The organism is Serratia grimesii (assembly GCF_900186025.1).
Classification (GTDB): domain Bacteria; phylum Pseudomonadota; class Gammaproteobacteria; order Enterobacterales; family Enterobacteriaceae; genus Serratia; species Serratia grimesii.
The window spans coordinates 2,581,772-2,607,192 of the sequence record NZ_LT883155.1 but is presented as its reverse complement, the minus strand read 5'-3'; the positions used below and the strand labels follow the sequence as shown (position 1 = coordinate 2,607,192).

The window sequence follows — 25,421 nt, the reverse complement described above, 5'->3', positions numbered from 1 at the left end:
ACGTTGAGTACACAGTGCCCATTTAATAACAGCTGACATTCAGAGCTGATAAATACGATGGGTTCATAATTCACTTAAGATCTACTTTATGTGACGTCGTCACTTTTATCGCGTTTTTCACTCTCGATGATCACTGATTTTGATGTGTAAAATTAATTGCCAAAGCAACTGTTGCCATTTAATCTATATGCACCGTTTATTGAGGTCCCCCATGTTATCAAAAGAAAAATCCCTCTATGCCCTCACCAATGCACTGCAACCGGTTCGCCGAGTGTGGAAGCAAGCTGCGACGTTGGTGATAGCAAAATCCGGCATCTCTATGTCGCTGGCAACCGTCGTGGTATGGGTACACCGCAATCCGCAAGGTATTAATCAGCGCGATCTGGCGGAAGAAGTCGGCGTCAATCCTGGTGCGCTGGTGCGCCTGCTGGATCAGGCATCGGCGCTAGGCTTTCTTGAACGACAGGAATCGGCAGGCGATCGTCGGTTTAAAACCCTACGTATCCTGCCTGCCGGTGCCGAATTGGCAAAAAAAATCGAAGCCGCAGCGGACAAACTGCGGGTCGAGCTGATGCACGACGTGCCGTTGGAAGATATCGAAACTGCCACACGCATTCTGCGTCTGTTCGAAGATCGCGCCAGTCAATACCTGCAACAAGCTGGCAATGAGGAATGAGAGTAGGCAAACCGCAACTGTTATATGCAGTAAAGCTATTTATTTCGGCCATGTTGGCCTTTGCGCTGGCGGAAAACATCGGTCTGCAAAATCCCTATTGGGCAATGGTAACCTGCTGCGTGCTGAGCAATCCGGTCAGTGGCGCCGTGCGCGCCCGTGCTACCTACCGTTTTTGCGGCACCCTATTTGCTGGCGTGCTGACGCTGGCGATCTCGGCCTTTCTCAGCAACACCCCGGTGCTGTTGATTGCTGTTGCTGGCTTGTCCTCTTCGGTGATGCTGAGTATCTCTTACCTCGATCGCACGCCGCGTGCTTACTTCTTTCAGTTGGGCGCCATCACCATGATGCTGGTTGCCATTGCCTACATTAACCACCCAGACACCATGTTCACTATGGTGGTAACCCGCGTCACAGAGATCTGCCTAGGGATCCTGGCGGTAACGCTGGTAGATAGCGTGCTGTTCCCTTCGTCTTTGGCGCCAGTATTGCGCACACGGTTGAAAGGCTGGTTATCTGACCTGGAAAGTTGGCAAAAAGACAGTCTCGATGGCAATACTGGCGACGTACAGGCTGAAGCGGATCGCATTCGCTTGTTGAGCGATATCGCTTCGTTTAATCAGATGATGACCACTCTCGGTTATGACAGTTCGGTCGATAAAAGCACCCGCCAGGCGGCAATATCGATACAGCAGCGAGTATTGCAAATCGTGCCGCTGCTTTCTTCCATAGGTAGCAGCATTGCTGCTTTGCCAATAAGCCTACGTCCGGTGCTGCGCCCCTGGTTGGATGGTGTACGCCATCAGGCCGGCGAAAACACGCAAAAATCTAAGCCCTTGTTCGCCCTGTTACCCTCCGACGAATTACTTTCGCCGTGGGAGAAATTGATTGTCGACGAACTGGTGGAACACATCGATCAATGGTTGACGCTATGGACCGAGGTTCAACAATTGAATGCTTTTCTTGATGGCGAACCCTTGCCTGCGGCACTTCAGTCGCAGATGATGCGCAACCGCGTATTCTCACCGCCGCCAGATACTGGCATGGCAGTACGTATGTTCGCTGGTATTTTGACAACCTACATCCTGCTGTGCGGCTTATGGTATTTCACTGGCTGGGAACAGGGTGCCAACATGGTGCTGATGGGGATCGTCGCTATTGCTTTCTTCGGTTCTGGCGATAACCCCGGTACCACCATTGCGACCTTTGGACGTTTCGCTGCCATCGCCATGGCCCTTGGCGCCCTGCTCAGTTACGTGTTGTTGCCGTTGGCCGGAGATTACGGCAGCTTCCTGGTTGTGATGGGCCTTTTTCTATTGCCACTGGGTGTGTGGGCTGCAAGCAATCCGCTGGCTACGCTTGCGATCGCGCTGTCACTCAGCAACGTCAACTTTCAGGGGCACTACGCAGCAAACAATATGGGACTGTATCTGGAAAGTACCACAGGTACGTTGATCGGCGTCTATGTCGCTTTCTTGTGCGCGGCGCTGTTCCGACGCTGGGGTACCGACCAGGCAGTCGTTCGGTTGATGCGACAAGATGCTCACGAGATGCTGCGCATCAATCGGCACGTTTCCGAACGAGACTTGCAGCGCTATCAGGCACGGACCTTAGATCGCATTACAGCCCTGGGAAGTCGCTTGTCCGCCATCGGTCAGTCCGATCGCAGTCCGCAGCTGTTGGTCAGATTAAAGACCGGCATCGATCTGATTCGGTTGCAGCAAGCCGGTGAATTCAACAACGGTACTGTGTGGCTCGCTGGGTTACTTACTGCGTTCCGCCAACTATCCCTGTCCGCAGAAACACCGTCGACGCTGTTGAGCCAGATCGACGCTGGGCTGCAACAAGCCTGGCAGCAAAATGACCGGCGTATGTTGCGGCCGCTCACGCGACTACGGTTGCTGCACTTCCCTACGGCTTTGCACTGGACCCCATAATATGATTGGTGAAATCAATATTGATGGCGTTTTCATTTCGCCGCTGCTGCTGTGTTTGGTATGCGCATTTTTCCTGCGCATGGTGCTGTCATGGATGTTGAGTGTCGCGGGGGTCTACCGTTTGGTGGCACAGCGCCCATTATTCGACACCGCCTTATTTCTCATTTTGGCCGGACTGTTTTTCTATGGCCTTAAATTGTTAACTACTCCCTGAGGATTCCATGTTTCGTGAACGTACCGTCGTCCTTCTGCGCCCCGCGCTGACCCTTATTGCCGTGTTGGCCGCGTTATGGGTGTTGTGGCAGCTTTACCTCTATTACACCTATGCGCCGCAAACCCGTGACGGCAAGATCCGCGCCGACGTGGTGCCATTGGCTACGGATGTCTCCGGTAAAGTGGACACTGTACATATCCACGATAACCAGGTGGTGCACAAAGGGCAGCTTCTACTCACTTTGGATAAAGTGCGTCTACGTAACGCGCTGGAACAGGCAGACGCCGCCGTGGAACGCGCCAGCGTACAATTGGCTTCCTCACGACGTGAGAACCAGCGTTATCAGGCATTGCAATCGGCGATTTCGCAGCAGGAGCGCGACAACCACCGTGATGCACAGTCGCTGGCCAAGGCCAATCTGGACCAAGCCCTGGCCGATCAGGCGTTAGCACGTATCAACCTGCAGCGTGCCGATCTCTATGCGCCGGTAGATGGTGTCATCACCAACTTCTCTTTACGGCCTGGTGCCTACGCGACCGCAGGCCAGCCGATCATGGCATTGGTAGATTCCAACAGCTTCTACATTGCCGGATATTTCGAGGAAACCAAACTGGGGCAAATTCAAAACGGTGATAAGGTCATTATTCGCATCATGGGTGAACAACGGCCACTGTATGGCCATGTCGATGGACTTTCCGCTGGCATCAATGACAGTGAACGCACCACTGCCACTGGCAATCTGCTCGCTAACGTCAATCCAACCTTCAGCTGGATCCGTTTGGCTCAGCGTATTCCGGTGCGTGTTGCCATTGATGAAGTGCCCAGCGGCATAACCTTGATCGCCGGGCGTACGGCAACGGTCAGCCTAAGTGAAATGCCCCCACAGTAGACGAGCTTACAGTGCAGTTTTAAGCGTGCAATTCTGCAACTGTCATAGTAAAGACAAGCTCTTCATGGCTGTTGTTGGCATATTGGTGTGGAAAATCCGTTTTGGCTACGGCTGAACAACTGGCTGGAACGATCAACGTTGTATCGCCGACAGAAAGTTGGAGTGTCCCTTTTTCCACATGCAACAGCTCACAGGTGCCGACAGGATGCCCAGGAGAAGAAAACTGTTCACCAGGATGCATGTGCCAACGCCAGAGTTCAACCATATCCGGACCACTGGTGCCAGCCAGCAATCGGGCACTTCCCCCCTTTTCGCCTGTCCATAAAATTGGGATCTCCTCTTTCTGGATCAGATGCACCGGCGGCTTGCTGGCCACATCGACAATATCTGCCACCGACAACCCCATAGCCGCCGCGATCTTACACAGCATGGCAATGCTGGGGTTGGCCTGGCACTTTTCGATTTCTACCAGCATGCCCTTACTGACACCGGCACGTCGTGAAAGCTCATCGAGTGAAAGTTTTTTCTGTTTACGAAAGGCTTTAATCCGCTCAGCGACGGCTTCGCTGACTAAATGAATGTCCGCGCCAGAGTCGGTCGATTTATTGACTTTATTGGTCATTGGTCGATATCATGAAATAAATTAGTCATTATAGGATTATCCGATGTTTTCTGTTATTCCGTCAATTGATACCGATATTGCCAATATGGCTCCGGGGTTTCGGGCGCTCAGCATCCTGGTTAAAGCCGCGCCAGTAACCCATCCTGAGATGGGTGAGCTTGCGCTGAAACAGGCCTGCCAAGCGGTTTCCGTTGGCGAACCTGAATGGGCAGAAGCCCACTTGGCAGCATGGGCCGAAGTATTCAAACGCTTTGGTGCTAAACCTAAGCGCACCCCCTGTTCTGCCGAAGCACTGCGTAAAAGAGTGCTCCGTGATGGTGAGCTGACGGGGCTCGATCCTATCGTTGATCTTTATAATGCAGTCAGTCTGCGTTATGCCATCCCGGTGGGTGGAGAAAATCTGGCAGCCTATGTTGGCACACCACGGTTGACCCTGGCAGACGCAAGCGAACAGTTCGATACCATGAAGGAAGGTTTGCCTGCTTATGAGTCACCAGAATCTGGCGAAGTGATATGGCGTGATGATGTGGGCGTGACCTGCCGGCGATGGAACTGGCGCCAAGGTGTAAGAACGCGCCTTAGTGTAGAAAGTCAGCAGATGTGGTTTATCCTGGAAAGCCTGCCAGAAATGCCCTTATCAGCATTGCATGACGCCGGTGATATGTTGATTGAGGGACTGTTGGCGATGATGCCTGGGGCGGAAATCCAACGGCAACTTATTGGGCCGGGAGCCTAGCACAAATAAGCAATCTTGGTAGTTTGGCGGGCAAATGCCCGCCTGTTCGCGGTTGTAAATGGTTAGGTCAAATGCGTGTCCAGGAACGGTATCACCTTGTCCAACGCTGCACGAACCGCTTCGGGTTTGTCGTACAGTTCGTAATGGGAAAAGTCAGGCAGTGAAACCAGCTCGCGGTGTTTCGATACTGTCGCCCTGCCATACACCTCCATGCCATCACGGAATGCACCAAAGGCACCGACTTTCTCACCAACGACAACCATCATTGGCTGATTGAGCAGCGTTTCTGCAAAAGCAAATGCGTCCCAGGCTAACGTTTTCTGTGCGTGAGAAAACAGCATGCGCGTGGTTCCTCCTGGCTGTTGCCCGCGTGGCGTTTTGTAATAATCCGTGGCTTCAAAAACATCACGCTCTGTCAGGCCGTGCGTTTTGGCCACTTCTGGATTGGCGGGAAGTAATTCATTGATCTGGAGCTCTCCACCCCGCGCTTCCACCGTGCGCTGTGTTGCCATGGCCTGTAACGCACCGAGTGGATCGTAATTGCTGAAGCCTTCGCGGAAGAGTCTGCCTACGTTAACACCCGTGATGCTCACTACTGCCTTGATGCGTTTCTCCGTCAAGGTGGCATTGATGGCATAACCGCCTCCGCCACAAATCCCCAGCACGCCGATACGTTCAGCATCAACATACGGCAAAGTCACGGCATAATCGATAACCCGGCTGATATCTTCTACACGTTGAGTGGGATCTTCAATCCAGCGAGGAAATCCACCGGACTCCCCCTGGAAGCTGGCGTCGTAGGCAATCACCACGTAGCCGGCTTCGGCTAACGCTTTGCCATAAACATTACCCGAAGTCTGCTCTTTGCAGCTTCCGAACGGATGTACACTAACGATCGTCGGATACTTCTTCGACTCATCAAAGCCCGCCGGTAAATGAATGTTGGCTGCAATGTGCCAAGCCATATCTGCATTTTGGATTTGAACATTTTTCATTACAGTGTCTCCTCAAAGAACGCTGCCAGGACAGAAACAGCCTCTGTGACATAGCCTTCTCCATCGTACATATCCATATGGTTAGCACCTTCGACAGTGTGGTAACGCTTATCATCGCTGGCTGCGCGGTCGTAGATATCGTCACTCATCCATTTACTGCCAGCCACGCTACCGGCCACAATCTGTAACGGCTGCGTCAGGTAGATTTCTGCCATGTGGTAAGCGTCATACGTGATAATTTGGTTCAGACTGCGTAGTGTGGCGAATCCAGGTGCAGTCGGACATTGCGCTCGCGGCGTGTGGTAATACTCCCAGGCCTGGCGCAACTCCTCATTTGGTGCATCAGCTTCCTTCATCGGTGCCAGCGGCATGGTGCCGATATCGGTACTGTTGGCATCTTGTGTACGTGCATTGGAACCCGCCTCCACTAATGGCAATGCATCAATGGAGCTCACATTATTTTCCCAACCGTTACGGAACATAGAACCGATATTGACTGCGCTGACGGTACCGATAGCCTTGATGCGGCGATCCTGAATGGCGGCATTAACGGTATAGCCTGCCCCAGCACAGATCCCCATGGCACCGATGCGTGCGTTGTCGATGTAAGGTTGCGTAGTCAGATAATCAATCACCGCGCTGACGTCTTCGGTACGAATGTAAGGGTTTTCCAACTGGCGTGGCTCGCCGCCGCTTTCGCCCTGATAAGAGGCATCATAGGCTATGGTGACAAAACCCTGCGCTGCCAATTTTTTGGCGTAAGTGCCAGCGGTTTGCTCTTTAACACCACCACCAGGATGTGAAATGACAATCGCTGGATATTGACGGTTTTCATTAAACTCTGGTGGGAAATAGATAACAGCGGATAAAGAGATCATCGGGTTGTTGGTATTAATGAAGCTTATCTTCTGGTTCATCATCACGTTCCTCATGAGTGTTCGGCGGTCAGTAAAACTTTTGTTTTCTACTGACTGATGGCATGAGTCATCTTAAGACTGGACATTCATTTTGATTAGCGGGGATAATCAGATTTCAGTTATAAGTTGGGCTTATAAAATGATAAAAGAGAACCTCAATGATCTGGCTACCTTTATGGCGGTCGCTCAGGAAGGGAGCTTTACTCGCGCAGCAGCAAAAGCGGGTACGTCGCAATCTGCCGTCAGCCAAACGATCAGCAGCCTGGAACGCAGGCTACAGCTTAAACTGTTGAACAGAACCACCCGAAGTCTTACGCTGACTGATGCCGGAGAGCGACTGCTCAGCCTTATCGGTCCGGCTATCGAAGAGATCTCATTAGGGCTTGAACAATTAGCTGATCTTCGAGAAAAACCTGCTGGTACGGTACGTATCTCGGCCGATGAGTACGCTATTCAACAAATCCTATGGCCTAAATTATCCCCGGTCCTTAAAAATTACCCCGACGTCAAATTGGAACTCATCACGGATTATGGTTTGGTTGATATCGCCAAAGAACGTTTTGATGCGGGCGTAAGGCGTGGTGGTTTGATCGCCAAAGATATGATCGCCATACCCATCAGCAACAAACATCAGATGGTGGTGATCGCCTCCCCGCACTACCTTGCAACACACAATTCTCCCGCGGTCCCAAGTGAATTACTGACATTTTCCTGCATCAATTTGCTGTTGCCCACGCATGAACCTTTAGCCTGGATTTTTGCCATTGACGGGCAGGAGCACAAACTGCGGGTAAACGGGCAAATCGTCGTCAACGGTATCAACCAGGCGCTTCAGGCTTCTGTTGATGGTTATGGTTTTGCTTTTGTTCCCAAGGTGTTAGCACAAAATCACATCGATGCAGGCAAACTTGTCACAGTATTGGACGAATTTTGTATCACTTATCCTGAGTACTACTTGTACTACACCAGCCGTTTACAATCCTCAGCAGCATTCAACGTTATCCTCCAGGCGCTCAGACAGACGACGTAGAACATGCGTTGTTGATGGCGGGTCTCATACATTCCGCTGAATCGGTCAACATGCCAGCCTTTTACTCACTTGAATGCGTGTGTATTTAACTTAATAACGTGACGCTGTCACTAAAATGGAGCGCTACTCACCTTTTTTAGTGAATGCCTTACATACGCATAAATCAAAAAACGATTCCTGTATTTCTATCCACGAAATGGCTATTTTATGAGATAGTCAGGCCCCCTTTTACGCCAGGAAGCCAGTATGTACAGCGCTGAAAAACATATGATTATTGTGGGTGCAGGGATTGTGGGCGCCTCCATTGCTTTCCACTTGGCCACTCGCGGTGTCAAAGTGACTGTCATTGATCAAAGTGAACCTGCATCAGGCGCAACGGGCAGCTCTTTTGGTTGGATCCACACAACCGTGAGCGATGATGCACCAGATATACTTCTTCGTCGCGCTTCGGTGGAAGACTGGCATCGGCTTGAGCAAGAAGTGCCGGAACTCTCGGTTCACTGGGGTGGCGCACTGAGTTACGGTGATGCTTTATCAGGCCAACAAGATAAAGAAAAAATACTTAAACAGTCTGACATTTCCCAACTTGAACCCGCGATGAATGCTCCCCCGCTATGGGCATATTATGCGAAACAAGATGGCGCTGTTGATCCGGAAGACGCTACCCGTGTGCTATTGAATAAAGCCCGGAGTCTTGGTGCAACAGTGAAAACTCAAACCCCCGTAACCGGGTTTATCAAAACGGGAAGCCAAATCACTGGCATTCAAACACCACGCGAAGTAGTAAACGCTGATAGTGTCATTCTGGCTTGCGGAACAGGCATTTCTCCCCTGCTAACAACCATTGGGATCTCGCTCCCGGTCATGGCTTCGCCAGCCATTTTGCTACGATACGGTATCAGTGAACGTGTTGTTAATACTCTGATTTCGGGGAATGATATTGAGGTTCGTCATGCCCGGAATGGCGATATTCTGGCGGCAGAGGATTATCCAGCAACGGGCAGTACAGAAGACGTGGCTTTGGAAACATTAGCAGCAATTAAACAGAGTCTGAAAGGGACGGAATCAGTCCATTTACTCCGACAATCTGTGGGTCAACGTCCGATGCTGCATGACGGTTATCCCGTCATGGGGTTCGTGGGTGGCGTCACAGGCGTTTATGTTGCTGTTATGCACCCTGCCGTGACCTGTGCAGCCACTGTAGGGCGAATGGTCAGTGAAGAACTGATTTCCGGCAAGAACCTGGCCATTCCTGAAATTTATCGACCGACGCGATTTAAAATTTAAGAATTATTTTCATGGGATTTGCTCACCCGTAATGAACCGCTAACCAAACCGTCGGCCCGCTTAAATCTGTCCATTCAACGCGATGGCGGCTTTGTGCCGGAATATTCACAAAGTCGCCGACGTTCATTACCCGTATCTCCGATTCATGCTCGAACCGCAAGCCGGCAGAACCCTGTAATACGATGACCCACTCACTTTGCGGCTGGCAATACCAGAAGTCCGGCGGGCTTGATTGCCCGGTAGAGATGATGCGTTCAATATGCACATTCGGTTGCGATAACACTGTCTCGAAGATTTCAGCTTCGGCCTTAAGTGCGGCGTCAGGAAAATGTGTGAACATATTCTTCAACATCTTGACCTTCTCCATTGTTGGCCTCGCCCAGTGAAGTCTTCTACCGTGCAAGCAAGTGACAATGTCATCACGTTATGCCTTGTCAGGACAGATCTTAAACCAGATAGCGTACATGGCGGGCAGGAATACCAAAGTCATGATAGTTCCACCGAAGGTGCCGCCGATCAACGTGTATGCCAGTGTGCCCCAGAATACCGAATGGGTCAGTGGGATAAACGCCAATATGGCTGCCAACGCCGTGAGCAACACCGGACGGGCTCGTTGTACTGTGGCTTCCACCACGGCATTAAACGGATCCATGCCTGCTTTTTGATTATGAGCAATTTGCCCAATCAGGATCAGGGTATTTCGCATTAAAATACCCGACAGTGCTATCAAGCCTACCAAGGCGTTGATGCCAAATGGTTGTTGGAACAGCAGTAATGTGGGGACGACGCCAATCAGGCCCAACGGCGCAGTGAGAAACACCATGACCATTGCCGACATAGAGCGTACCTGCAAAATGATGACCAATAACGTCAGCGCAATCATGATTGGGAATAGTGGCAACATTGCTTTGGTTGCTTTGGCTGACTCCTCAATCGACCCCGCTTGCTCGATGCGATAACCGGCAGGCAGTTGGTCGATTACCGGCTGGAGTTCTTTTAGTATCGCTGTGGAAACATCTGGTGGTTGCAGCCCTTCTGCAATATCCCCTCGCACAGTCATCGTTGGGGTACGGTCGCGTCGCCGCAGAATGGGATCCTCCATCCGTACATCGACTTCACCCACCTGCGACAACGGAATACGCTGCCCGGCAGACCCCACCAGAGTAAAGCCTTCAATCTTGGCGGGATCGCGTCGAATGTCCCCTGCCGCACGTCCTACAACCTGCACGGCACGAATGTTTTCGCGCACCGTAGTAATCGGTACACCTGAGAGCAGAAATTGCAGTTGTTGCGCCACGCTGTTTGACGTTAACCCCACGGCTTGCAACCGGTCTTGATCCAAAGAGAAATGCAGCGTCGGCACGCGTGCTCCCCAGTCGGCATTGACGGTTCTCATCATTGGGCTGGCTTGCAACACGGCCTCGATCTGGCCTGTAATCTCACGCAGTTTATCGGCGTTCGGTCCCATAACACGATACGCAACCGGGAATGGCGAATACGGGCCAAACACCAACTGGGTGACTCTCACTCGCGCTTCTGCGGCCAGTCCATCTGCCACCGCCGCTCGCAGGCGGAATTTTAATGCCTCACGGGCTGACGGGGTGTCGGTGAGCACCACAATTTTTGCAAACGATGGATCGGGCAGCTCTGGCGCCATCGCCAGATAAAAGCGTGGTGAGCCTTGACCGATATAGGACGTAACGATCTTGGCCTCACCTTGTTTTTTCAGCCAGGTTTCAATTCTCTCGGTGGCAACACGAGTCTGCTCGATGGAGGTACCATAAGGCATTTGCACCTCGATCAACACTTCAGGACGGTCGGAGGTGGGGAAAAACTGCTTTTTTACCAGCCCCATAGCAAGGATGGCCACGATAAAGGCGGCAATCACCGCACCGGCCACCCACCATTTACGAGTGATGACACGGGTCAGTAAGCGGCGGAAACGATTATAGTGGCGAGTGTTATAGATTGCCGCGTGCCCGCCTTCAACCTTCTTGATGTCCGGCAGCATCTTAACCCCTAAATACGGCGTAAAGAACACCGCAACCCCCCAAGAGGCGATCAGCGCGATACCGACAATCCAAAACATATTACTGGTGTACTCACCAGCCGTTGACTGCGCAAAACCGTTAGGCATAAATCCAATCGCTGTCACCAGCGTCCCCGCCAGCATAGGGGCGGCGGTGTGGCTCCAGGCATAGGCGGAGGCTTTGATACGGTCGTAACCTTCCTCCATTTTCACCACCATCATTTCAATGGCGATGATAGCGTCGTCAACCAGCAATCCCAGCGCCAGTATCAGCGAGCCCAAGGTGATACGATCAAAGTTTTTGCCGGTGGCTGCCATGACGACAAACACGACTGCCAGCGTCAAGGGGACAGCAGCCGCGACGACAACGCCCACTCGCCACCCCATACTGACGAAGCAAACTACCATCACTACCAGAAGTGCAACGAAGAACTTCACCATAAACTCATTAACGGCGGAACGGATATTAACTGACTGATCGGTCACTTTAGTGAACGTCATACCCAGCGGCATATCCGCGTTTATCTTGGTAGTCTCAGCATCAAGCGCCTTCCCTAAATCCAGTCCGTTCCACCCTTCACGCATCACAATACCCAACAGCAAAGCCTGTTCGCCGTTGTTGCGAATAATAAAGGTCGCCGGGTCTTCATAGCCGCGCTCCACTGTTGCGACGTCCGAAAGCTTCAGAGTTCGTCCTTGCGCCACAATGGGCGTGGCGCGAATCTTGGCCAGGGTGTTGAAGGCACCGTCAAGGCGGAGGAAGACCTGCGGCCCGTGGGTGTCAATCGACCCCGAGGGCGTTAAGGCATTTTGACTGTTTAGCGCAGAAAAAATCTCTTGAGGGGTAACCCCCAATGTGGCGAGCCGATCGTGAGAGAATGAAATAAAGATGCGCTCGGCCTGTTCCCCGATGATATTGACCTTCTTAACACCGGATACATGCAGTAAACGTTGGCGTAAAGATTCTGCATCACGAACCAACAGACGCTGCGGTTCTCCCTTGGCTTTTAGTGCAAACAGCGCAAAGGTCACGTCAGAGAACTCGTCATTGACCATTGGCCCAATGACGCCCGCGGGTAAGTTTTTAGTCTCATCACCCAGCTTCTTGCGTGCCTGATAGAAAGCTTCCTGCACCTTGGATGGCGGTGTTTTGTCTGCCAGTGACACTAGGGTGAAAGCTAGCCCTGGGCGTGTATAAGTCTCGGTGCGGTCATACCATTTTAGTTCCTGCATCCGTTTTTCGAGCGGTTCGGCGACCTGATCCTGCATTTCCTGTGCAGTCGCCCCCGGCCAGGCGGTGATAACCGTCATCTGTTTAACCGTAAATGGAGGATCTTCCGCCCGTCCCAGTTCAAAGAACGCAAGGATACCGGCAACTGCGATAAGAAGAATCAGGAACAGCGTAATAGCCCGTTCGCGAACGGCAAGCGCCGAGAGATTAAAGCGTCCTTCACTCATAGACGGCTCCCGGTAAAGCGGATGTCACCCTTACCTGTTCACCGTCTCGCAGCAAATGGGCTCCCAATGCCACGATCTGCTCACCTGCATTAAGATTGCCGGTAACCATCGCGACATCGTCGCTGATGCTAAGGACTTGTATGGGGCGCCAGGATACGGTTGCCTGCTTACCAGCGATAACCCATACGCCGGCCCCCTGGCCTGGATCAAACAGCGCTGCTATGGGGACCTGACGCATTGTCGCCGTACTTTCATTTTTGACAATATTGAGGCTTACGGTCGCTCCTAAGGGCGCCCCTGCCAGCGGACCGTTAAGTACATACCTTGCCTCGAACGTCCGGGTGGAAGGATCGGCGGCATCAGAAAGCAGGCGTAATGTTGAAGGAACCTCTCCCGCGTTGTGGCCATACAATCGGGCCATAGCCACGCTGCCGATGGCCGGACGCAACGTTTCCGGTAGATGTACTATGGCCTCTCGTTGCCCCGCGCGTGCCAGTCGCACTACGGGTTGCCCTGCACTGACAACTTGTCCTGGCTCGGCGAGCGTATCCATCACCACACCATCGGTGTCAGCCAGCAAAACAGCATACTCGGACGCATTATGCGCAACATCTGCCTGAGCTTCTGCGGCGCTGAGTTGCGCCTTTGCGGTATCCGCAGCCGCTTTGATCTGATCATAGGCTGAAGCCGAAACAGCGCCGGTTGTGACTAGCCCACGGTAACGTGTCTCATCGGCAGTCGCCTGCCGAGCCTGCGCCCGGGCGGCCGCCACCGCTTGTTGCTGTGCTCGTGCCTTCAAGCCAAGATCAACCGGATCCAGTCGCATCAGCGGCTGACCGCGCTTGACGGACTGACCGGTATCGACCAGACGTTCCAGTATTTTGCCGGAGACACGGAATCCCAAATCACTTTGAGTTCGGGCGACCACGACGCCGGTGAATGCACGGGAGATATCGACCGCATCTTCAACCACCGCTGTTCTCACTAACGGCGGCTTATTACGTGGATCGTCGACGGTCGATACGTGATCACAGCCCACCAGGCCCAGCGGTAACAGGCAAGCGGCAATGGTGGCAGGTTTGAGCCGAAGCATGGGGTTCCCTTACGTCATTGGCAAGACAAGAACCGCATTCTCCGACCAGTGACCAATTAAGTCAATGGTCACTGGTGTGTTAAGGCGATAGTATTGTGTTAAGGCGATAGGCTACGCAATATCAGGGCCGACAATAGCACCGCGGCTTCCCCGGCGGTTTCCAGGTTATATTGCAGCTGTACGGGGTTGATATAGGGACGCATAACCAAATAAATCGCACTGGCGGTTTCATCCGAAGGGGTCTTGCGTTCAAACTCTCCAGACTCACGCCCTTCACGGAGGATTTGTTGGATGATTTGCAACAGATGCGTCTCGTGCGCTGTCACAGACGGCCATTGATCGCGTGCAGCGACGGCGGCGATATCATAGAGTTTTCTGTCATGGAAGAATAAATCGCTACCGGTCTCTGACAAGGCCCTAAACAAGCGTCTCAGCTTCTCTGAAGCAGTAGGTGCATCGATGATTGCTGAGTCCACCAGCGCCATAATCATCGCCAGCCGATTTGAACAGATGACCTCGCCAATCGCCTGTTTGGATTCAAAGAATTTGTAGATATAAGCCTTCGAAAAGCCGATAGCTTTAGCCAGATCGGACACCGTGGTTTTTTCATAACCGTAGTGTCCGAAGTATTCGGTAGCGGCTGCCACGACCTGATCGCGAACACTGTGGTCCGAGGGGCCCCGCGTCTGTGGTGTATTTATTTTCTCATTCATCGGTATAGCTTATCTCTGTGCGCCTTGATTCACAACGAGTGACTAATTTGTCATTTTGTCACAATAATGTTTTATATCCCTTCTCTGTTGATGGCTCAAGACGTTGCAGTGAGAGGCATGGACATTGGGATGTTCTGAAACTGGCAGGATAGATTGGATGGGTTATATCAGTTCAAAAAACGATGGCAAGCGGATGTCAGCAGGCAAAACCGATGTCTTTCATTGGGTTTTAGGCCGTTTACCGCCCTAAATCAGAACTCCCCGTAGCTTGAACGGGGAATTCCATCAGATAAGCCATGACGCCCACCAGGCCAATCTGATAAGTACAATCCTTAACGGGCCAGTTCAACCCCATCGAGTTCAGAAATCGCCAGACAGAAAACTTCCGTTATGGCTTCTACCGTATACGCGGTTTTGGCCGGGATCATCAACATTTCATGAGACTGAAGAGTCTGGTCCCCTATTTTGAGCTCACCGGACAGGACCATCAATTTAACCCAGCCCGGATGCATGCGGGCCGACTGCTTACTGCCAGCATCAAGTTTCAACAGCGCCGTGTGCCCTTGCGCCTCACGTTTTAAGATATGGTAGTACACCCCGTCGTAAGGCATATTCTCGTAGTGCAATGTCGCCAGTGTTCTTTTATGCATGATAGCTTCCTAGTAATCGGTGACTAGTTGGATCAAGAATCACTATTCCCTAACGGCCATTGGGCCTATTAATAAATATATAGGACGTATGCGTCAGACGCAAAACAGAGCCCAAGATGGTTTTGGTTCTGTTCAAGGAAGGATAGCTGACAAAGATGATTGCGTAGACGATAGAGGATGAGTGAATTTGGCTATCAATGACAAGCCTATTTGGCAACAGTTCGCCCGCAAAAAGCGGGCGATATCAGAAATAAATGGCAGTTAAATCAATCTTAACGACGACGTAACAACAGGCCGGCCAATAAACTCACACCGGCAAAGATTGCCAAGGTAGTGATGGGTTTTTTCCTGACCACATCGCTGATGCAGTTTAGAGCGTCACCATATTTCTCTTGGACTGTCCCAGCAACGTAGCGGGCGGTACCTTCGGCTTGTAACTGTTCATCGCCAGTCATGTCACCTGCCGCTTCTTGCGCTTTACCCACAACTTTGTCCATAACACCATTGATCTTATCGCTGTTCATTATGCTCTCCTGAGGTTAGGTTCACATCGGCGTCTTTACACGCCGATACCTGTACGGGTTCCCCAATATTAATCTGGCAGTCAATGGTTCATAAGGTCAGTTTGCATGGGCAGGACTAGTTCATTTGCACCCTATTTGCCATTTTTAGGCTGTCGCTCGCCGGCAAACAGCCCCCGCTCTCTGGCCCAGACGATAGCTTCGCTGCGGCTATGCACATCAAGTTTGGAATACACCGTAGCCACATGATTGCGAACGGTATTGGGGGCAAGGTTGAGCCGCGTGGCGATTTTCTTGTCCGGCAGGCCTTCGCAGATTAGCCCCAATACATCGCGTTCGCGGGCGGTAAGATCGGTGAAGGAAAATGCAGACAGGTTGGGCTTATTGATACTTTTTACATTGGCCAGCTTCTCGAGCAGAGTTTGACTAAACCAAGACGCATCTTGCATCACTTCCTCGATGGCAACGACCAACTCAAGTTCTGAACGTTTACGCTCAGTAATGTCCATCAGCACGAGCAGGTAACAAGGGGCATCCTGAATACTCACCGCATCCGCTGAGACCACACAGTCGATCACCTCATTGCCCTTTTTCCGGATTTTAAAATCCTGACTTTCGACGTTGCCAGTTTTCCCCAACGTGGTAAACAAGCGCTGACATTCTCCTTGCCCGTCGATAAAATTGATGTCATCAACCGACTTACCGATCAGCTCATCAGCGGCATAGCCGGTAGTCTTCATAAAAGCTTCATTGATATCCAACACCTGCTGCTTGTCGGCGGTGCATACCAGCGTAGGAACGGGGCTCAGACGAAAGGACTTGGCAAAGCGCTCTTCACTCTCGCGCAATGCTGATTCTGCCTTACGACGTGGCTCAAGATCGGTAAAGGTAAACAGCATGCAATCTTTTTCATTAATGTCTAACGGCTGGCCGGCGACGATCACCAGTTTAGTTCCCCCGGCAGGCAGTTTCAGTTCAGCCTGCATCTGCGGAATAGTTTCCCCGTCTATCAGGCGCTGCACCGCTTGTTCTTTATGCTCTGCCTGCTCCAGTACATCCAATGCGTAGACCGAATTGCCCATGACCTGATCGCGGCTATAGCCGGTCATATCGAGGAACCCTTGGTTGACCTTAATGTAACGCAGATCGTTCAGGCTACAGATGACTGCGGGTGCGGGATTGGCGTTGAAGGTTTTCTCAAAACGCGCCTCTGCACTTGCCCATTCTGTCGCATCGCTCAAGATCAAAACCAGTAACTCAGGCTGTCCTTGGTGATCGGTGATAATCAGGCTGCGTAAACGGTGCACCCAAATAAAATCTGGCTCAGTGCTGGGTTTCACCTCCACCAGTACGTCGCTAAATGTCTCACCATTGGCAACCCGGTTAATCGGGTATTGATCCGCCGTTAAAGGATGATTGTTGCGATAGCGCAAAGCGAAACGCTCGCCATACTCACGGGCATTTGCCCCCAGCTCACTCAGATGACTCAATCCATGCATGTTCAGAGCGGCTTCATTCGCCCACAGAATAGTCTGGTCGATTTCAATCAGGATCACCCCTTCAGTCAGCCCTGAGATGATCTGTTGTAACTGGCTACGGTTAGTTTCGCTGGCAAGAACGGCCTGGCTCATGTTTTCTCCAAAAGGCGAAAGGTCTCGGGCCGCCGAGCGGCGATCGGAGCTCCTGTAAGTTACGCGACTTCACGATCAGCATAGTGCGTAAGTCATTCATTCGCGGGGTGTGAATGCACTAGGTCTAGCGGTGCAAATGAACCGGGACGGTTAGTGGTGCAGAGCGGCAGACTGATTTAGTCGGCGCGGTTGACTGCTGCGCATACAACCACTTGTCCAGTAAATATAAGGAATAACAATGACCACTGTCTATGAATCCAATCGCTTTGCGTTTCACGTTTCATGGGGCTCAATATTGGCCGGGAGTGCCATGGCGCTGGTGACCTATCTAATATTAAGCGTTCTGGGTACCGCCGTTGGCGCATCTGCCGTGGACCCGATGCATGAAGGCAACCCCTTAAGCGGCTTCGGTGTTGGGACCGGAATTTGGCTATTTGTCTCCACGCTGATCGCCTTGGCCGCAGGGGCATTTATCGCCGGTCGTACGGCTCCGGACCGCGGTGGCTTGCACGGCCTGTTGAGTTGGGCGGTTACCACGTTGCTGACTACCTGGTTGGTTATTTCGTTGGCGAGTGGCGTTGTCGGTTTAGCCGGCAATGCCGTTGGCAAAGGGCTATCTCTGGCGGGTAACGGTCTTGCTGCAGCAGCACCGGGTATTGGTGATAGCGTCAAACAGCAGCTTGATAAGAAAGGTATTAGTCTGGACTGGGACGATTTGGAGAATCAGTTGACTACCACACTCAAGCAAACCGGTAAGACTGAATTAGACCCGTCAAAGCTGACGCAAAAAACCGAACAAGCGGCGACGGACGGCAAGCAATCAGCCACGGATGCAACCACTGACCCAACGCAGGCGGCCACAGAGCTCAAGCAATGGTTCAAACGCGTTAAGCAATCGGGTGAACCTGCTTTGAACGCCGCGGATAAGGATGCGCTGGTGAACATCGTTGCTGCACGTACCGGTAAGAGTCACGCCGAAGCAACCCAAATCGTTGATAATTACGCCCAGGCTTATCAGCAGGCGGTGCAAAAAGTCGAACAGCTTAAAGCTCAGGCTGAGCAGAAAGCCCGTGAAGCTGCGGACGTGGCTGCCAAACAAGTCTCCCGTGCGGCATGGAGTTCTTTACTAATACTGCTATTGGGTGCCGCACTGAGTTTTGGTATCGGCCGGATTGCGGTATCAACACGTCGTACCGTTGTCGTGAGCTGATGGATAATGAGTGTTTTCATGAAAAGAGACCTGTCATCTATCTCATTGAACTATCAACAAGTCGTCGGGGCTTCGGTCCCCGTGCTTGTCATCGAATTCTTCAATGAAAAAAACGAGCGTTATACCTTGCGCTATAACTTGCCGCCGGACACGCCGGAGCGGACAGAGCGACGCGTGTCGTTACTGTTGCATTTACTCCGCAAGCAAAGGCCGCTTGATATTGACGACGAAACAAAGCTGAACAGTTAAGATCAAGCCTCTAACGATGCCAGAGTCCGATAGCACCGGGCTCTGGCCTTTTATACTCCCCTTACTTGACCAAAATCCCCCATTTTTTCATCCGGGAAAGCAATGTGGTTCGCTTCAGACCCAGCCGCTGTGCCGCGCCACGTGGGCCGGCAACCACACCGTTGGTTTCCTTCAGTACGCGGATAATCCTCTGGCGCTCGTCCTCGCCGGGCTGGATGGGTTCCGCCGCAGGGATAGGCAACGCCATCGAAGGTACAGGATACTGAATCTCCGGCAGTTGCAGGTTAAGTACGGTACCGCGTGTCAGTAATACGGCGCGCTCGATGACATTCTCCAATTCACGCACATTGCCTGGCCATGGCATTTGGCTCAGCAAACGTAACGTTTCCGCCGGGATACTATCGATGGTACGTTTCATCCGCCTTGCGATTTTGTAGGTCAGGAATTTCACTAATTGCGGGATGTCTTCCGGCCGTTCACGCAATGGCGGGATGACGATCGGGAACACATTCAGCCGGTAGAAAAGATCGCTGCGGAATTCCCGATCGGCCACCATCTGCTGCAAATCGCGGTTGGTCGCTGCTATCAGACGCACATCAACCGAAATTACTTTGTTACCCCCGACTCGCTCAAACTCACGCTCCTGTAACACCCGCAGCAACTTGGGTTGCAGCTCAACGGGAATTTCCCCGACTTCATCCAGAAACAAGGTGCCTTTGTCGGCCAGTTCAAAGCGCCCCATCCGCTGGTTTGTGGCTCCGGTAAACGAGCCCTTTTCATGACCGAAGAGATCACTTTCCAGCAATCCTGTTGGCATCACTGCACAGTTCATTTTCACCATACGCTGTTCACGGCGCTCACTCAGATTGTGTATAGCGCGCGCAATCAATTCTTTACCGGTGCCGGTCTCCCCCAGAATCAGCACAGAACAGTCGCTTTTTGCCACCATTTCAACCTGTTTGAGCACCGCAGACATCACTACGCTGCGCCCGACAATCTCGCCGAAATCTGGATTGTTACCGTTAATTTGCTCGGTCAGATACAGGTTCTCATGTACCAGGCTCTCTTTAAGCCGGTTGATCTCCTGGTAGGCCAGTGCGTTGTCGACCGCGATAGCAATACGTTCGGCAATCTGTTGCAACACGCGCAGATTGGCTGCGTTGAAGTTGTCCGGTTGGCATTGTGCCAGTTTCAGTACGCCCAGGGTCTTTTTGCCAAACACCAATGGCAGTACGCAAAGCGTTTGAATCTGGTCATGCCACAGATCGAACAACTGACGTTCATAAGCCGCCAGGCGATCGGAATGCTTTAGATTTAACAGCAGCATCTCACCGCTCTGCATCACCTGTTCCGATAACGTACCGGCCAACGGCACACTGTATTGCTGCCGTTCAACCACGTCATCTTGCAGATAATGGGTGGAGTAGATGGTCACCTGATCGGTTTTATCGTCACATAGCACCATGCTGATGGCGTCGATCTTGAAAAAACGGTGAATTTCCGTGGAGATTTCGCCGATCAAATCATCCAGATCAAGCTTCGACAGCACCGCGTTAGTGACATCGACCAAAATACGGTAATCGTCGCGCTCATGGCGCAACTGACGTTGGCGGTTTTCCGCCTGCTCACGCAACCTGATCCGTTCCACCGCCAGCGCAACTAATTCCATCAGGGTCTGTAACTGCACCAGACTGGCATCACTGAAGGGTTGCGGGCTACTGCGTAACAGTTCACAACCGCCGATCAGGGTACCGCCAGCGTGCAGCGGCATCAGGCAATACTGTTTAAAGGGTGGATACAACGCCAACGCACTGATTTGTGGGTAGCGCGCATGCAGATCATCACTCTGCCAGCGTTGCGGCAACGGGCTTTGTCGCAGTCGGCTCACCGGCCCATTGGACAGCAGAGTTTCATCCTGATAAATAACCGGCTGCCGCTGCGCATCCAGCCCATGAAAGCTGACTCGCTCACTGTACAAATCAAACAGCACCAGCGTCACATGGTCTGCCAGTTGCTGACGTTGCAGCACCTGACGCAATTGCATCAGCAAATTGGCGAAGTTGTGCTGACTGAGTAGCGTGCGGGTAATTTCCAGTAATTCTTGTTTTTCTAATTGAGCATTCGACATTGTTTATCACTTGCCTGAGTCGCGATGATGATTTTAGTGAGTCACGTCACAAAGTGTAACGCTGGGCGACAAGGTTCTCCCCCGACAGGATCAACAAATGCGTGGCAAAGGCTCGGCATGTGGCAAATCCAGTAAGCGGCTGATGCCGTAAGCCCCTTGCATTCTCACTTGTCTCCCTGCCGTCACTCGGCCAATGACCGCCGCGTTGGTTCCCAGGGGATGGGCTTGCAATGCGGCCAAAACCGCATGTTCGGCTTCAGGTGCGGCGACGATGACCAGCTTGCCCTCATTGGCAAAATTGATGGCGTCCAGCCCCAGCAACTCACAAATTCCCCTTACCGCTGGCGCTATCGGTAAGAGGCTCTCTTCAACTTCGATACCGACATGTGCTGCACGAGCAAACTCATGCAAAATGGCGTTCACACCACCGCGGGTAGCATCACGCAACGCACGCACGCCACTGATAGTGCGTAAGGGCGTAATTAAAGGGGTTAATACGGCGCAATCACTGATGACGTCCAGCGACATCCCCAGACTTTCCCGTAAATTGAGGATAGTTGCCCCATGGTCACCTAATGTGCCGCTGACAATGATGACATCACCGGCCCGAATATGTTGAGCGGCCCAATTGAGATCGGGCGGGATCACGCCGATACCGGCAGTATTGATAAACACTTTGTCAGCAGCGCCACGTTGTACCACCTTCGTATCCCCGGTCACGATGCGAATGCCGGCCTGTTGGGCAGTCGCCGCCATTGAGGCAACGATCTGTTGCAAATCAGCCAAGGGCAAGCCTTCTTCGAGGATAAACCCGCAAGAAAGATACCGTGGACAGGCACCGCTGACTGCCAGATCGTTCGCCGTGCCACAAACGGCAAGCTTGCCGATATCCCCCCCGGGAAAAAAGATGGGGTCAATCACGTAACTGTCGGTGGTAAACGCCAGTCGATCGCCCTGCTGCGTTAACTCTGCCAAATTTAACCGCGCCTGATCTTCACGCTGGTCCAATAGTGGATTGGCAAAGGCAGGTAAGAAAAGCGTATCCAGTAACTGTTGCATCGCCACACCGCCACTGCCGTGCGCCATAGTAATCACGTTATTCATGCGGGGATTTCCTCTGTTTCACGGCGGTATTGGTACCAGGCGGCACAGGCGCCTTCTGAAGACACCATCAGGGCACCAAAAGCATTTTGCGGCGTACAACCGCGGCCAAATAACGGGCAATCACGTGGTTTACAGCGTCCCGTGAGCACGTCACCACAACGGGCAAGAGGATCGTCCGCGACCTGACGATGTTGTGGCCGAAAGCGGCGTTCCGCATCAAAGTCGCTATAGGCCGGTGTTAAGGCAATACCGGAGTCGGCAATGGTCCCAAGGCCGCGCCATTCGCTGCCGCCTCCCAGCACAAATACCTCGCTCATGGCGTGCTGAGCCAGCAGGTTTCCCTGTTCCGGCACCACGCGGCGATATTGATTTTCGGTCCGACTCTGCTGCCCAATGAACTGTTCAACCAGCATCATCACCCCCTGCAAGATATCCAGCGGTTCAAAGCCGGTCACCACCAAAGGCTTACCGTATTGCCGACTGATAAAACCGTAAGGCTCGGTCCCTATCACCATGCTGACATGGCCGGGAGCCAGAAAACCGTCGATGCGCACATCTGGCTGTTGCAACAAACTGCGCAGCGTCGGGATCAAACTAATGTGTTGGCAAAACACACTAAAGTTCTTCAGCCCTTCCTGCCGTGCCTGCTGCAATGTGATCGCCGTAACCGGCATGGTGGTTTCAAAACCAAGGGCAAAGAACACCACGTGCCGTTGCGGGTTTTGCCGTGCCAGTGTCAGAGCGTCCAGTGGAGAGTAAACCACCCGCACATCGGCACCGCGCTCACGGGCCTGCAATAAAGATCCCTGTTTTCCCGGTACCCGCAGCGCGTCGCCAAAGGTGCAAAATATCACTTCCGGGTGCGCGGCAATCTCGCAGCAGGCGTCTATGCGCCCCATCGGCAACACACATACCGGACAACCCGGTCCGTGAATAAACTCAATGTGCGACGGCAGCAGTTTATCCAGGCCAAAACGGAAAATGGCATGAGTATGCCCCCCGCACACCTCCATGATTTGTAGCGGTCGCTCAGCGGTAAACGGCAACTGGGCGGCACGGTGTCGGATATGCTGCAACAGGGCTTTTACCCGGTGTGGATCGCGGAATTCGTCAACGTAGTGCATGTTGACCTTCCCCCGTTAAAAACAGCGCCACGTCCTGTTCGACTTCCCCCATCGCTTGCAGTGCCGCCAACATCTCTTCGGCTTCGTGCTGATCGAGGCGGCTCATTGCGAAGCCCACATGGATCAGCACCCAACAGCCGATCATGGCTTCTCTCGGTTCATCGTCTTTGCGAACTAACGCAATATTCACTTCACGCTGTACGCCACAAACGTCGGCCCAGGCATGCTGACGGTGGTTTTCATCCAACGCCACGATCTGCCCAGGAATGCCTATACACATAACTGTTTCTCCAGCCAGGTCAGCCAGTGATCCATGCCTTCACCGCTGGTCGCTGAAAGGGTAATCACTTCAATGGTGGGGTTCACCTGGCGGGCATTGTCGATGCAGGCCGCCAAATCGAAGTTCAGATACGGCAGCAGGTCGATTTTGTTCAGCAGCATCAGCCGTGCGGCGGCAAACATGTGTGGATACTTGAGTGGCTTGTCTTCCCCTTCGGTAACCGACAGCACCGCCACCTTATGGCGTTCACCCAAATCAAAACTGGCCGGACAAACCAAATTGCCGACGTTCTCGATAAACAACAGACTATTGGGTTTTAATTCCAGGCGCTGGGCGGCCTCATGCACCATTTGGGCATCCAGATGACAGCCTTTACCGGTATTGACCTGGATCGCCGGCACGCCCGTGGCGCGAATACGTTCAGCATCGTTGGTGGTTTGCTGGTCGCCTTCCACCACCGCGCACGGGTGCTGACCACGCAACCGCAGCAGCGTTTCTGTCAACAGCGTTGTTTTGCCGGAACCGGGGCTGGATACCAGGTTCAGCGCCAGAATATGTTGTTCAGCGAAATACTGACGATTGCGTTCTGCCAGGCGATCATTTTTATCCAACACCCGGGTTTCAATGTCCAGCATACGGCGCTGACTGATACCTGGCGCATGGGTACCGGCCAGCCCCAAACCATAATGCAAATCGCCTTGCCTGTTCCGTTGCGGACGGAATGGCACTTTTACTTCTCCTTCAATCGTCAATTCACCCTGGGCACAACCGCAGGTACTGCACATATTCATTCCCCTCTGTTATTCAATTTCCAGGCGTTTTATTTGCAAGCCATCGTCGGCCTGTACCCGCAGATTTCGTCCGCTACAGTGCGGGCAGACCAAAACCTGCGGTATCAGCAACTGGACATCTCTCTGGCAGTCATGGCACCAACACTGCGCTTTCAGTTCCACCAGATGCAGTTCGCAGCCTTCGGCCAGGGTGTCACGACACACCATGTCGAAACAAAAGCGCAAAGACTCCGCTTCCACGCAGGAAAATGCGCCAATTTCAAACCACACTGCTGTAATACGCTGGGCACGATGCTGGCGAGCCTGTTGCTGCATTATTTCCATCGCATGTTGGCACAAGGTTATTTCGTGCATCTGGTCTCCACCAAAGGTGATAAAACGCGTTGTATTAATAACACTGCAAATATGATGCCAAGCCGAAATTGACATATTTGTCGAGCGTCATGTCGTCGACAGTAATTACATCAGTCGCCGACGGGCTGGCTACGCATTTAATTTATCGCCAACGGTTGAAATAAAAGGGATTAGTGAGGAATTAGAATGTTTGGCACACTTTATGCTTTAACTCGTTGACCAGGAGCTATTTCGACAATGATCATCAATTTTGAGTGAGGACAATGAGTACAATCAGTGAAGTAACCAGCCAGGCCGATTATATCGCCAGCAAAAGCAACCGTCTGATGGCACAGTGGCAGACCTACCACAGCACGTTAATCAAAGCAGTTACCACCACCAAAAAGAAGATTAATCATCAGTTTACTTATGGGCAGGAAGACGACTTGCGCTTTGTTTTGTTCAACCACTTTATTGTCAGCATTCAATTAAGCGAGGGGTTCTACAGTCGCGATATTTGCTACCGCATTAATTTGGCGACGGCACACGAACCGGAAAATTTTGCCCCTTTTGCACATGCCACACTGGATGAAAGCGGCAATGTCGACGGGAAAATAAACAACCGTGATACGCAGGCAGTATTTGAACATTATCTGGATAAGATAGCCGTTATTTACCAATGCTTGTTTGACTCTCTTCATGATGGCAATGCCATTTATGACGCACTGAAGAAAATAACCTTACCCGTCTGACTGTCGGCGTTAATCACTGACAGAAAACTGTCGAAACGTCATTTTTTACTGACGA

26 protein-coding genes are annotated in these 25,421 nt (G+C 52.3%); 10 read left to right on the top strand and 16 right to left on the bottom strand.

Annotated elements, in window-relative coordinates:
* Positions 1-211 precede the first annotated feature (211 nt).
* From SGBXF1_RS12315 to SGBXF1_RS12300, 4 genes are read left to right on the top strand one after another with little or no spacing between them, the layout of a single operon-like run.
* Positions 212-676 carry a MarR family winged helix-turn-helix transcriptional regulator gene (locus SGBXF1_RS12315; protein WP_061806247.1) on the top strand — a complete coding sequence of 155 codons (465 nt, stop codon included), beginning with the start codon at positions 212-214 and terminating at the stop codon, positions 674-676.
* Positions 673-2,610 carry an FUSC family protein gene (locus SGBXF1_RS12310; RefSeq protein WP_186426895.1) on the top strand — a complete coding sequence of 646 codons (1,938 nt, stop codon included), beginning with the start codon at positions 673-675 and terminating at the stop codon, positions 2,608-2,610. The genes SGBXF1_RS12315 and SGBXF1_RS12310 overlap by 4 nt, the downstream gene beginning before the upstream one ends.
* 1 nt (position 2,611) lies before the next feature.
* Positions 2,612-2,824 carry a DUF1656 domain-containing protein gene (locus SGBXF1_RS12305; RefSeq protein WP_037415290.1) on the top strand — a complete coding sequence of 71 codons (213 nt, stop codon included), beginning with the start codon at positions 2,612-2,614 and terminating at the stop codon, positions 2,822-2,824.
* Positions 2,825-2,831: 7 nt separating this feature from the next.
* Positions 2,832-3,713 carry an efflux RND transporter periplasmic adaptor subunit gene (locus SGBXF1_RS12300; protein ID WP_061806245.1) on the top strand — a complete coding sequence of 294 codons (882 nt, stop codon included), beginning with the start codon at positions 2,832-2,834 and terminating at the stop codon, positions 3,711-3,713.
* Between the two features lie 19 nt (positions 3,714-3,732).
* Here the strand turns inward: SGBXF1_RS12300 and SGBXF1_RS12295 are convergent, their stop codons facing one another.
* A complete protein-coding gene (locus SGBXF1_RS12295) occupies positions 3,733-4,335 on the bottom strand; it encodes a helix-turn-helix transcriptional regulator (RefSeq protein WP_061806244.1) in 603 nt (200 codons plus the stop codon).
* A 43-nt stretch (positions 4,336-4,378) separates the two neighbouring features.
* Here SGBXF1_RS12295 and SGBXF1_RS12290 point away from each other — a divergent pair, with 43 nt between their 5' ends.
* Positions 4,379-5,071, top strand: coding sequence for a B3/B4 domain-containing protein (locus SGBXF1_RS12290; RefSeq protein WP_186426894.1), 693 nt, complete (start codon positions 4,379-4,381; stop codon positions 5,069-5,071).
* Between the two features lie 62 nt (positions 5,072-5,133).
* On the opposite strand, the gene SGBXF1_RS12285 is transcribed toward SGBXF1_RS12290, so the two are convergent.
* A complete protein-coding gene (locus tag SGBXF1_RS12285) occupies positions 5,134-6,066 on the bottom strand; it encodes an alpha/beta hydrolase (protein WP_061806243.1) in 933 nt (310 codons plus the stop codon).
* The gene (locus tag SGBXF1_RS12280; protein WP_186426893.1) at positions 6,066-6,986 is read right to left on the bottom strand and encodes an alpha/beta hydrolase; all 921 of its coding nucleotides are present in this window, start codon (positions 6,984-6,986) and stop codon (positions 6,066-6,068) included. The genes SGBXF1_RS12285 and SGBXF1_RS12280 overlap by 1 nt, the downstream gene beginning before the upstream one ends.
* A gap of 136 nt (positions 6,987-7,122) precedes the next feature.
* On the opposite strand from SGBXF1_RS12280, the gene SGBXF1_RS12275 reads away from it, so the two are divergent.
* A complete protein-coding gene (locus SGBXF1_RS12275; protein WP_238320962.1) occupies positions 7,123-8,013 on the top strand; it encodes a LysR family transcriptional regulator in 891 nt (296 codons plus the stop codon).
* Positions 8,014-8,259: 246 nt separating this feature from the next.
* The gene (locus SGBXF1_RS12270) at positions 8,260-9,300 is read left to right on the top strand and encodes an NAD(P)/FAD-dependent oxidoreductase (protein WP_061806241.1); all 1,041 of its coding nucleotides are present in this window, start codon (positions 8,260-8,262) and stop codon (positions 9,298-9,300) included.
* Positions 9,301-9,322: 22 nt separating this feature from the next.
* Here the strand turns inward: SGBXF1_RS12270 and SGBXF1_RS12265 are convergent, their stop codons facing one another.
* From SGBXF1_RS12265 to SGBXF1_RS12235, 7 genes are all read right to left on the bottom strand, one after another.
* The gene (locus tag SGBXF1_RS12265) at positions 9,323-9,652 is read right to left on the bottom strand and encodes a cupin domain-containing protein (protein WP_186426892.1); all 330 of its coding nucleotides are present in this window, start codon (positions 9,650-9,652) and stop codon (positions 9,323-9,325) included.
* A 72-nt stretch (positions 9,653-9,724) separates the two neighbouring features.
* Positions 9,725-12,787, bottom strand: coding sequence for an efflux RND transporter permease subunit (locus SGBXF1_RS12260; RefSeq protein WP_186426891.1), 3,063 nt, complete (start codon positions 12,785-12,787; stop codon positions 9,725-9,727).
* Positions 12,780-13,880 (bottom strand): efflux RND transporter periplasmic adaptor subunit, encoded by a 1,101-nt coding sequence (locus tag SGBXF1_RS12255; protein ID WP_186426890.1) that lies wholly within the window; start codon positions 13,878-13,880, stop codon positions 12,780-12,782. Before SGBXF1_RS12255 ends, SGBXF1_RS12260 begins: the two co-directional genes overlap by 8 nt.
* Positions 13,881-13,978: 98 nt before the next feature.
* Entirely contained in the window at positions 13,979-14,593 is a 615-nt protein-coding gene (locus SGBXF1_RS12250) for a TetR/AcrR family transcriptional regulator (protein WP_186426889.1), read from the bottom strand.
* Positions 14,594-14,925: 332 nt separating this feature from the next.
* Entirely contained in the window at positions 14,926-15,243 is a 318-nt protein-coding gene (locus SGBXF1_RS12245) for a cupin domain-containing protein (RefSeq protein WP_037415267.1), read from the bottom strand.
* A gap of 272 nt (positions 15,244-15,515) precedes the next feature.
* Positions 15,516-15,767: a CsbD family protein gene (locus SGBXF1_RS12240; RefSeq protein WP_037415265.1), complete on the bottom strand. Its 252-nt coding sequence runs from the start codon at positions 15,765-15,767 to the stop codon at positions 15,516-15,518.
* A 131-nt stretch (positions 15,768-15,898) separates the two neighbouring features.
* A complete protein-coding gene (locus tag SGBXF1_RS12235) occupies positions 15,899-17,395 on the bottom strand; it encodes a helix-turn-helix transcriptional regulator (protein ID WP_130380714.1) in 1,497 nt (498 codons plus the stop codon).
* A 238-nt stretch (positions 17,396-17,633) separates the two neighbouring features.
* Here SGBXF1_RS12235 and SGBXF1_RS12230 point away from each other — a divergent pair, with 238 nt between their 5' ends.
* Together SGBXF1_RS12230 and SGBXF1_RS12225 are read left to right on the top strand one after the other, a co-directional pair.
* Positions 17,634-18,605 (top strand): hypothetical protein, encoded by a 972-nt coding sequence (locus tag SGBXF1_RS12230; protein WP_186426888.1) that lies wholly within the window; start codon positions 17,634-17,636, stop codon positions 18,603-18,605.
* An 18-nt stretch (positions 18,606-18,623) separates the two neighbouring features.
* Positions 18,624-18,854: a hypothetical protein gene (locus SGBXF1_RS12225; RefSeq protein ID WP_037415254.1), complete on the top strand. Its 231-nt coding sequence runs from the start codon at positions 18,624-18,626 to the stop codon at positions 18,852-18,854.
* Between the two features lie 61 nt (positions 18,855-18,915).
* On the opposite strand, the gene flhA is transcribed toward SGBXF1_RS12225, so the two are convergent.
* The 6 genes from flhA to hypA all read right to left on the bottom strand — a co-directional run bounded on the left by flhA (position 18,916) and on the right by hypA (position 24,635).
* Entirely contained in the window at positions 18,916-20,982 is a 2,067-nt protein-coding gene (flhA, locus tag SGBXF1_RS12220; protein WP_186426887.1) for a formate hydrogenlyase transcriptional activator FlhA, read from the bottom strand.
* Positions 20,983-21,072: 90 nt separating this feature from the next.
* Complete coding sequence (hypE, locus tag SGBXF1_RS12215; protein ID WP_186426886.1) at positions 21,073-22,086, bottom strand: hydrogenase expression/formation protein HypE; 1,014 nt, start codon at positions 22,084-22,086, stop codon at positions 21,073-21,075.
* A complete protein-coding gene (gene hypD, locus SGBXF1_RS12210; RefSeq protein WP_186426885.1) occupies positions 22,083-23,210 on the bottom strand; it encodes a hydrogenase formation protein HypD in 1,128 nt (375 codons plus the stop codon). Before hypD ends, hypE begins: the two co-directional genes overlap by 4 nt.
* Positions 23,197-23,490, bottom strand: coding sequence for a HypC/HybG/HupF family hydrogenase formation chaperone (locus SGBXF1_RS12205; protein WP_037415245.1), 294 nt, complete (start codon positions 23,488-23,490; stop codon positions 23,197-23,199). Before SGBXF1_RS12205 ends, hypD begins: the two co-directional genes overlap by 14 nt.
* Positions 23,481-24,275 (bottom strand): hydrogenase nickel incorporation protein HypB, encoded by a 795-nt coding sequence (gene hypB, locus SGBXF1_RS12200; protein ID WP_186426884.1) that lies wholly within the window; start codon positions 24,273-24,275, stop codon positions 23,481-23,483. The genes SGBXF1_RS12205 and hypB overlap by 10 nt, the downstream gene beginning before the upstream one ends.
* Before the next feature lie 15 nt (positions 24,276-24,290).
* Positions 24,291-24,635: a hydrogenase maturation nickel metallochaperone HypA gene (gene hypA, locus SGBXF1_RS12195; RefSeq protein ID WP_186426883.1), complete on the bottom strand. Its 345-nt coding sequence runs from the start codon at positions 24,633-24,635 to the stop codon at positions 24,291-24,293.
* 263 nt (positions 24,636-24,898) lie between these two features.
* Here hypA and hycA point away from each other — a divergent pair, with 263 nt between their 5' ends.
* Positions 24,899-25,366, top strand: coding sequence for a formate hydrogenlyase regulator HycA (gene hycA, locus SGBXF1_RS12190; protein ID WP_061806230.1), 468 nt, complete (start codon positions 24,899-24,901; stop codon positions 25,364-25,366).
* Positions 25,367-25,421 lie beyond the last annotated feature (55 nt).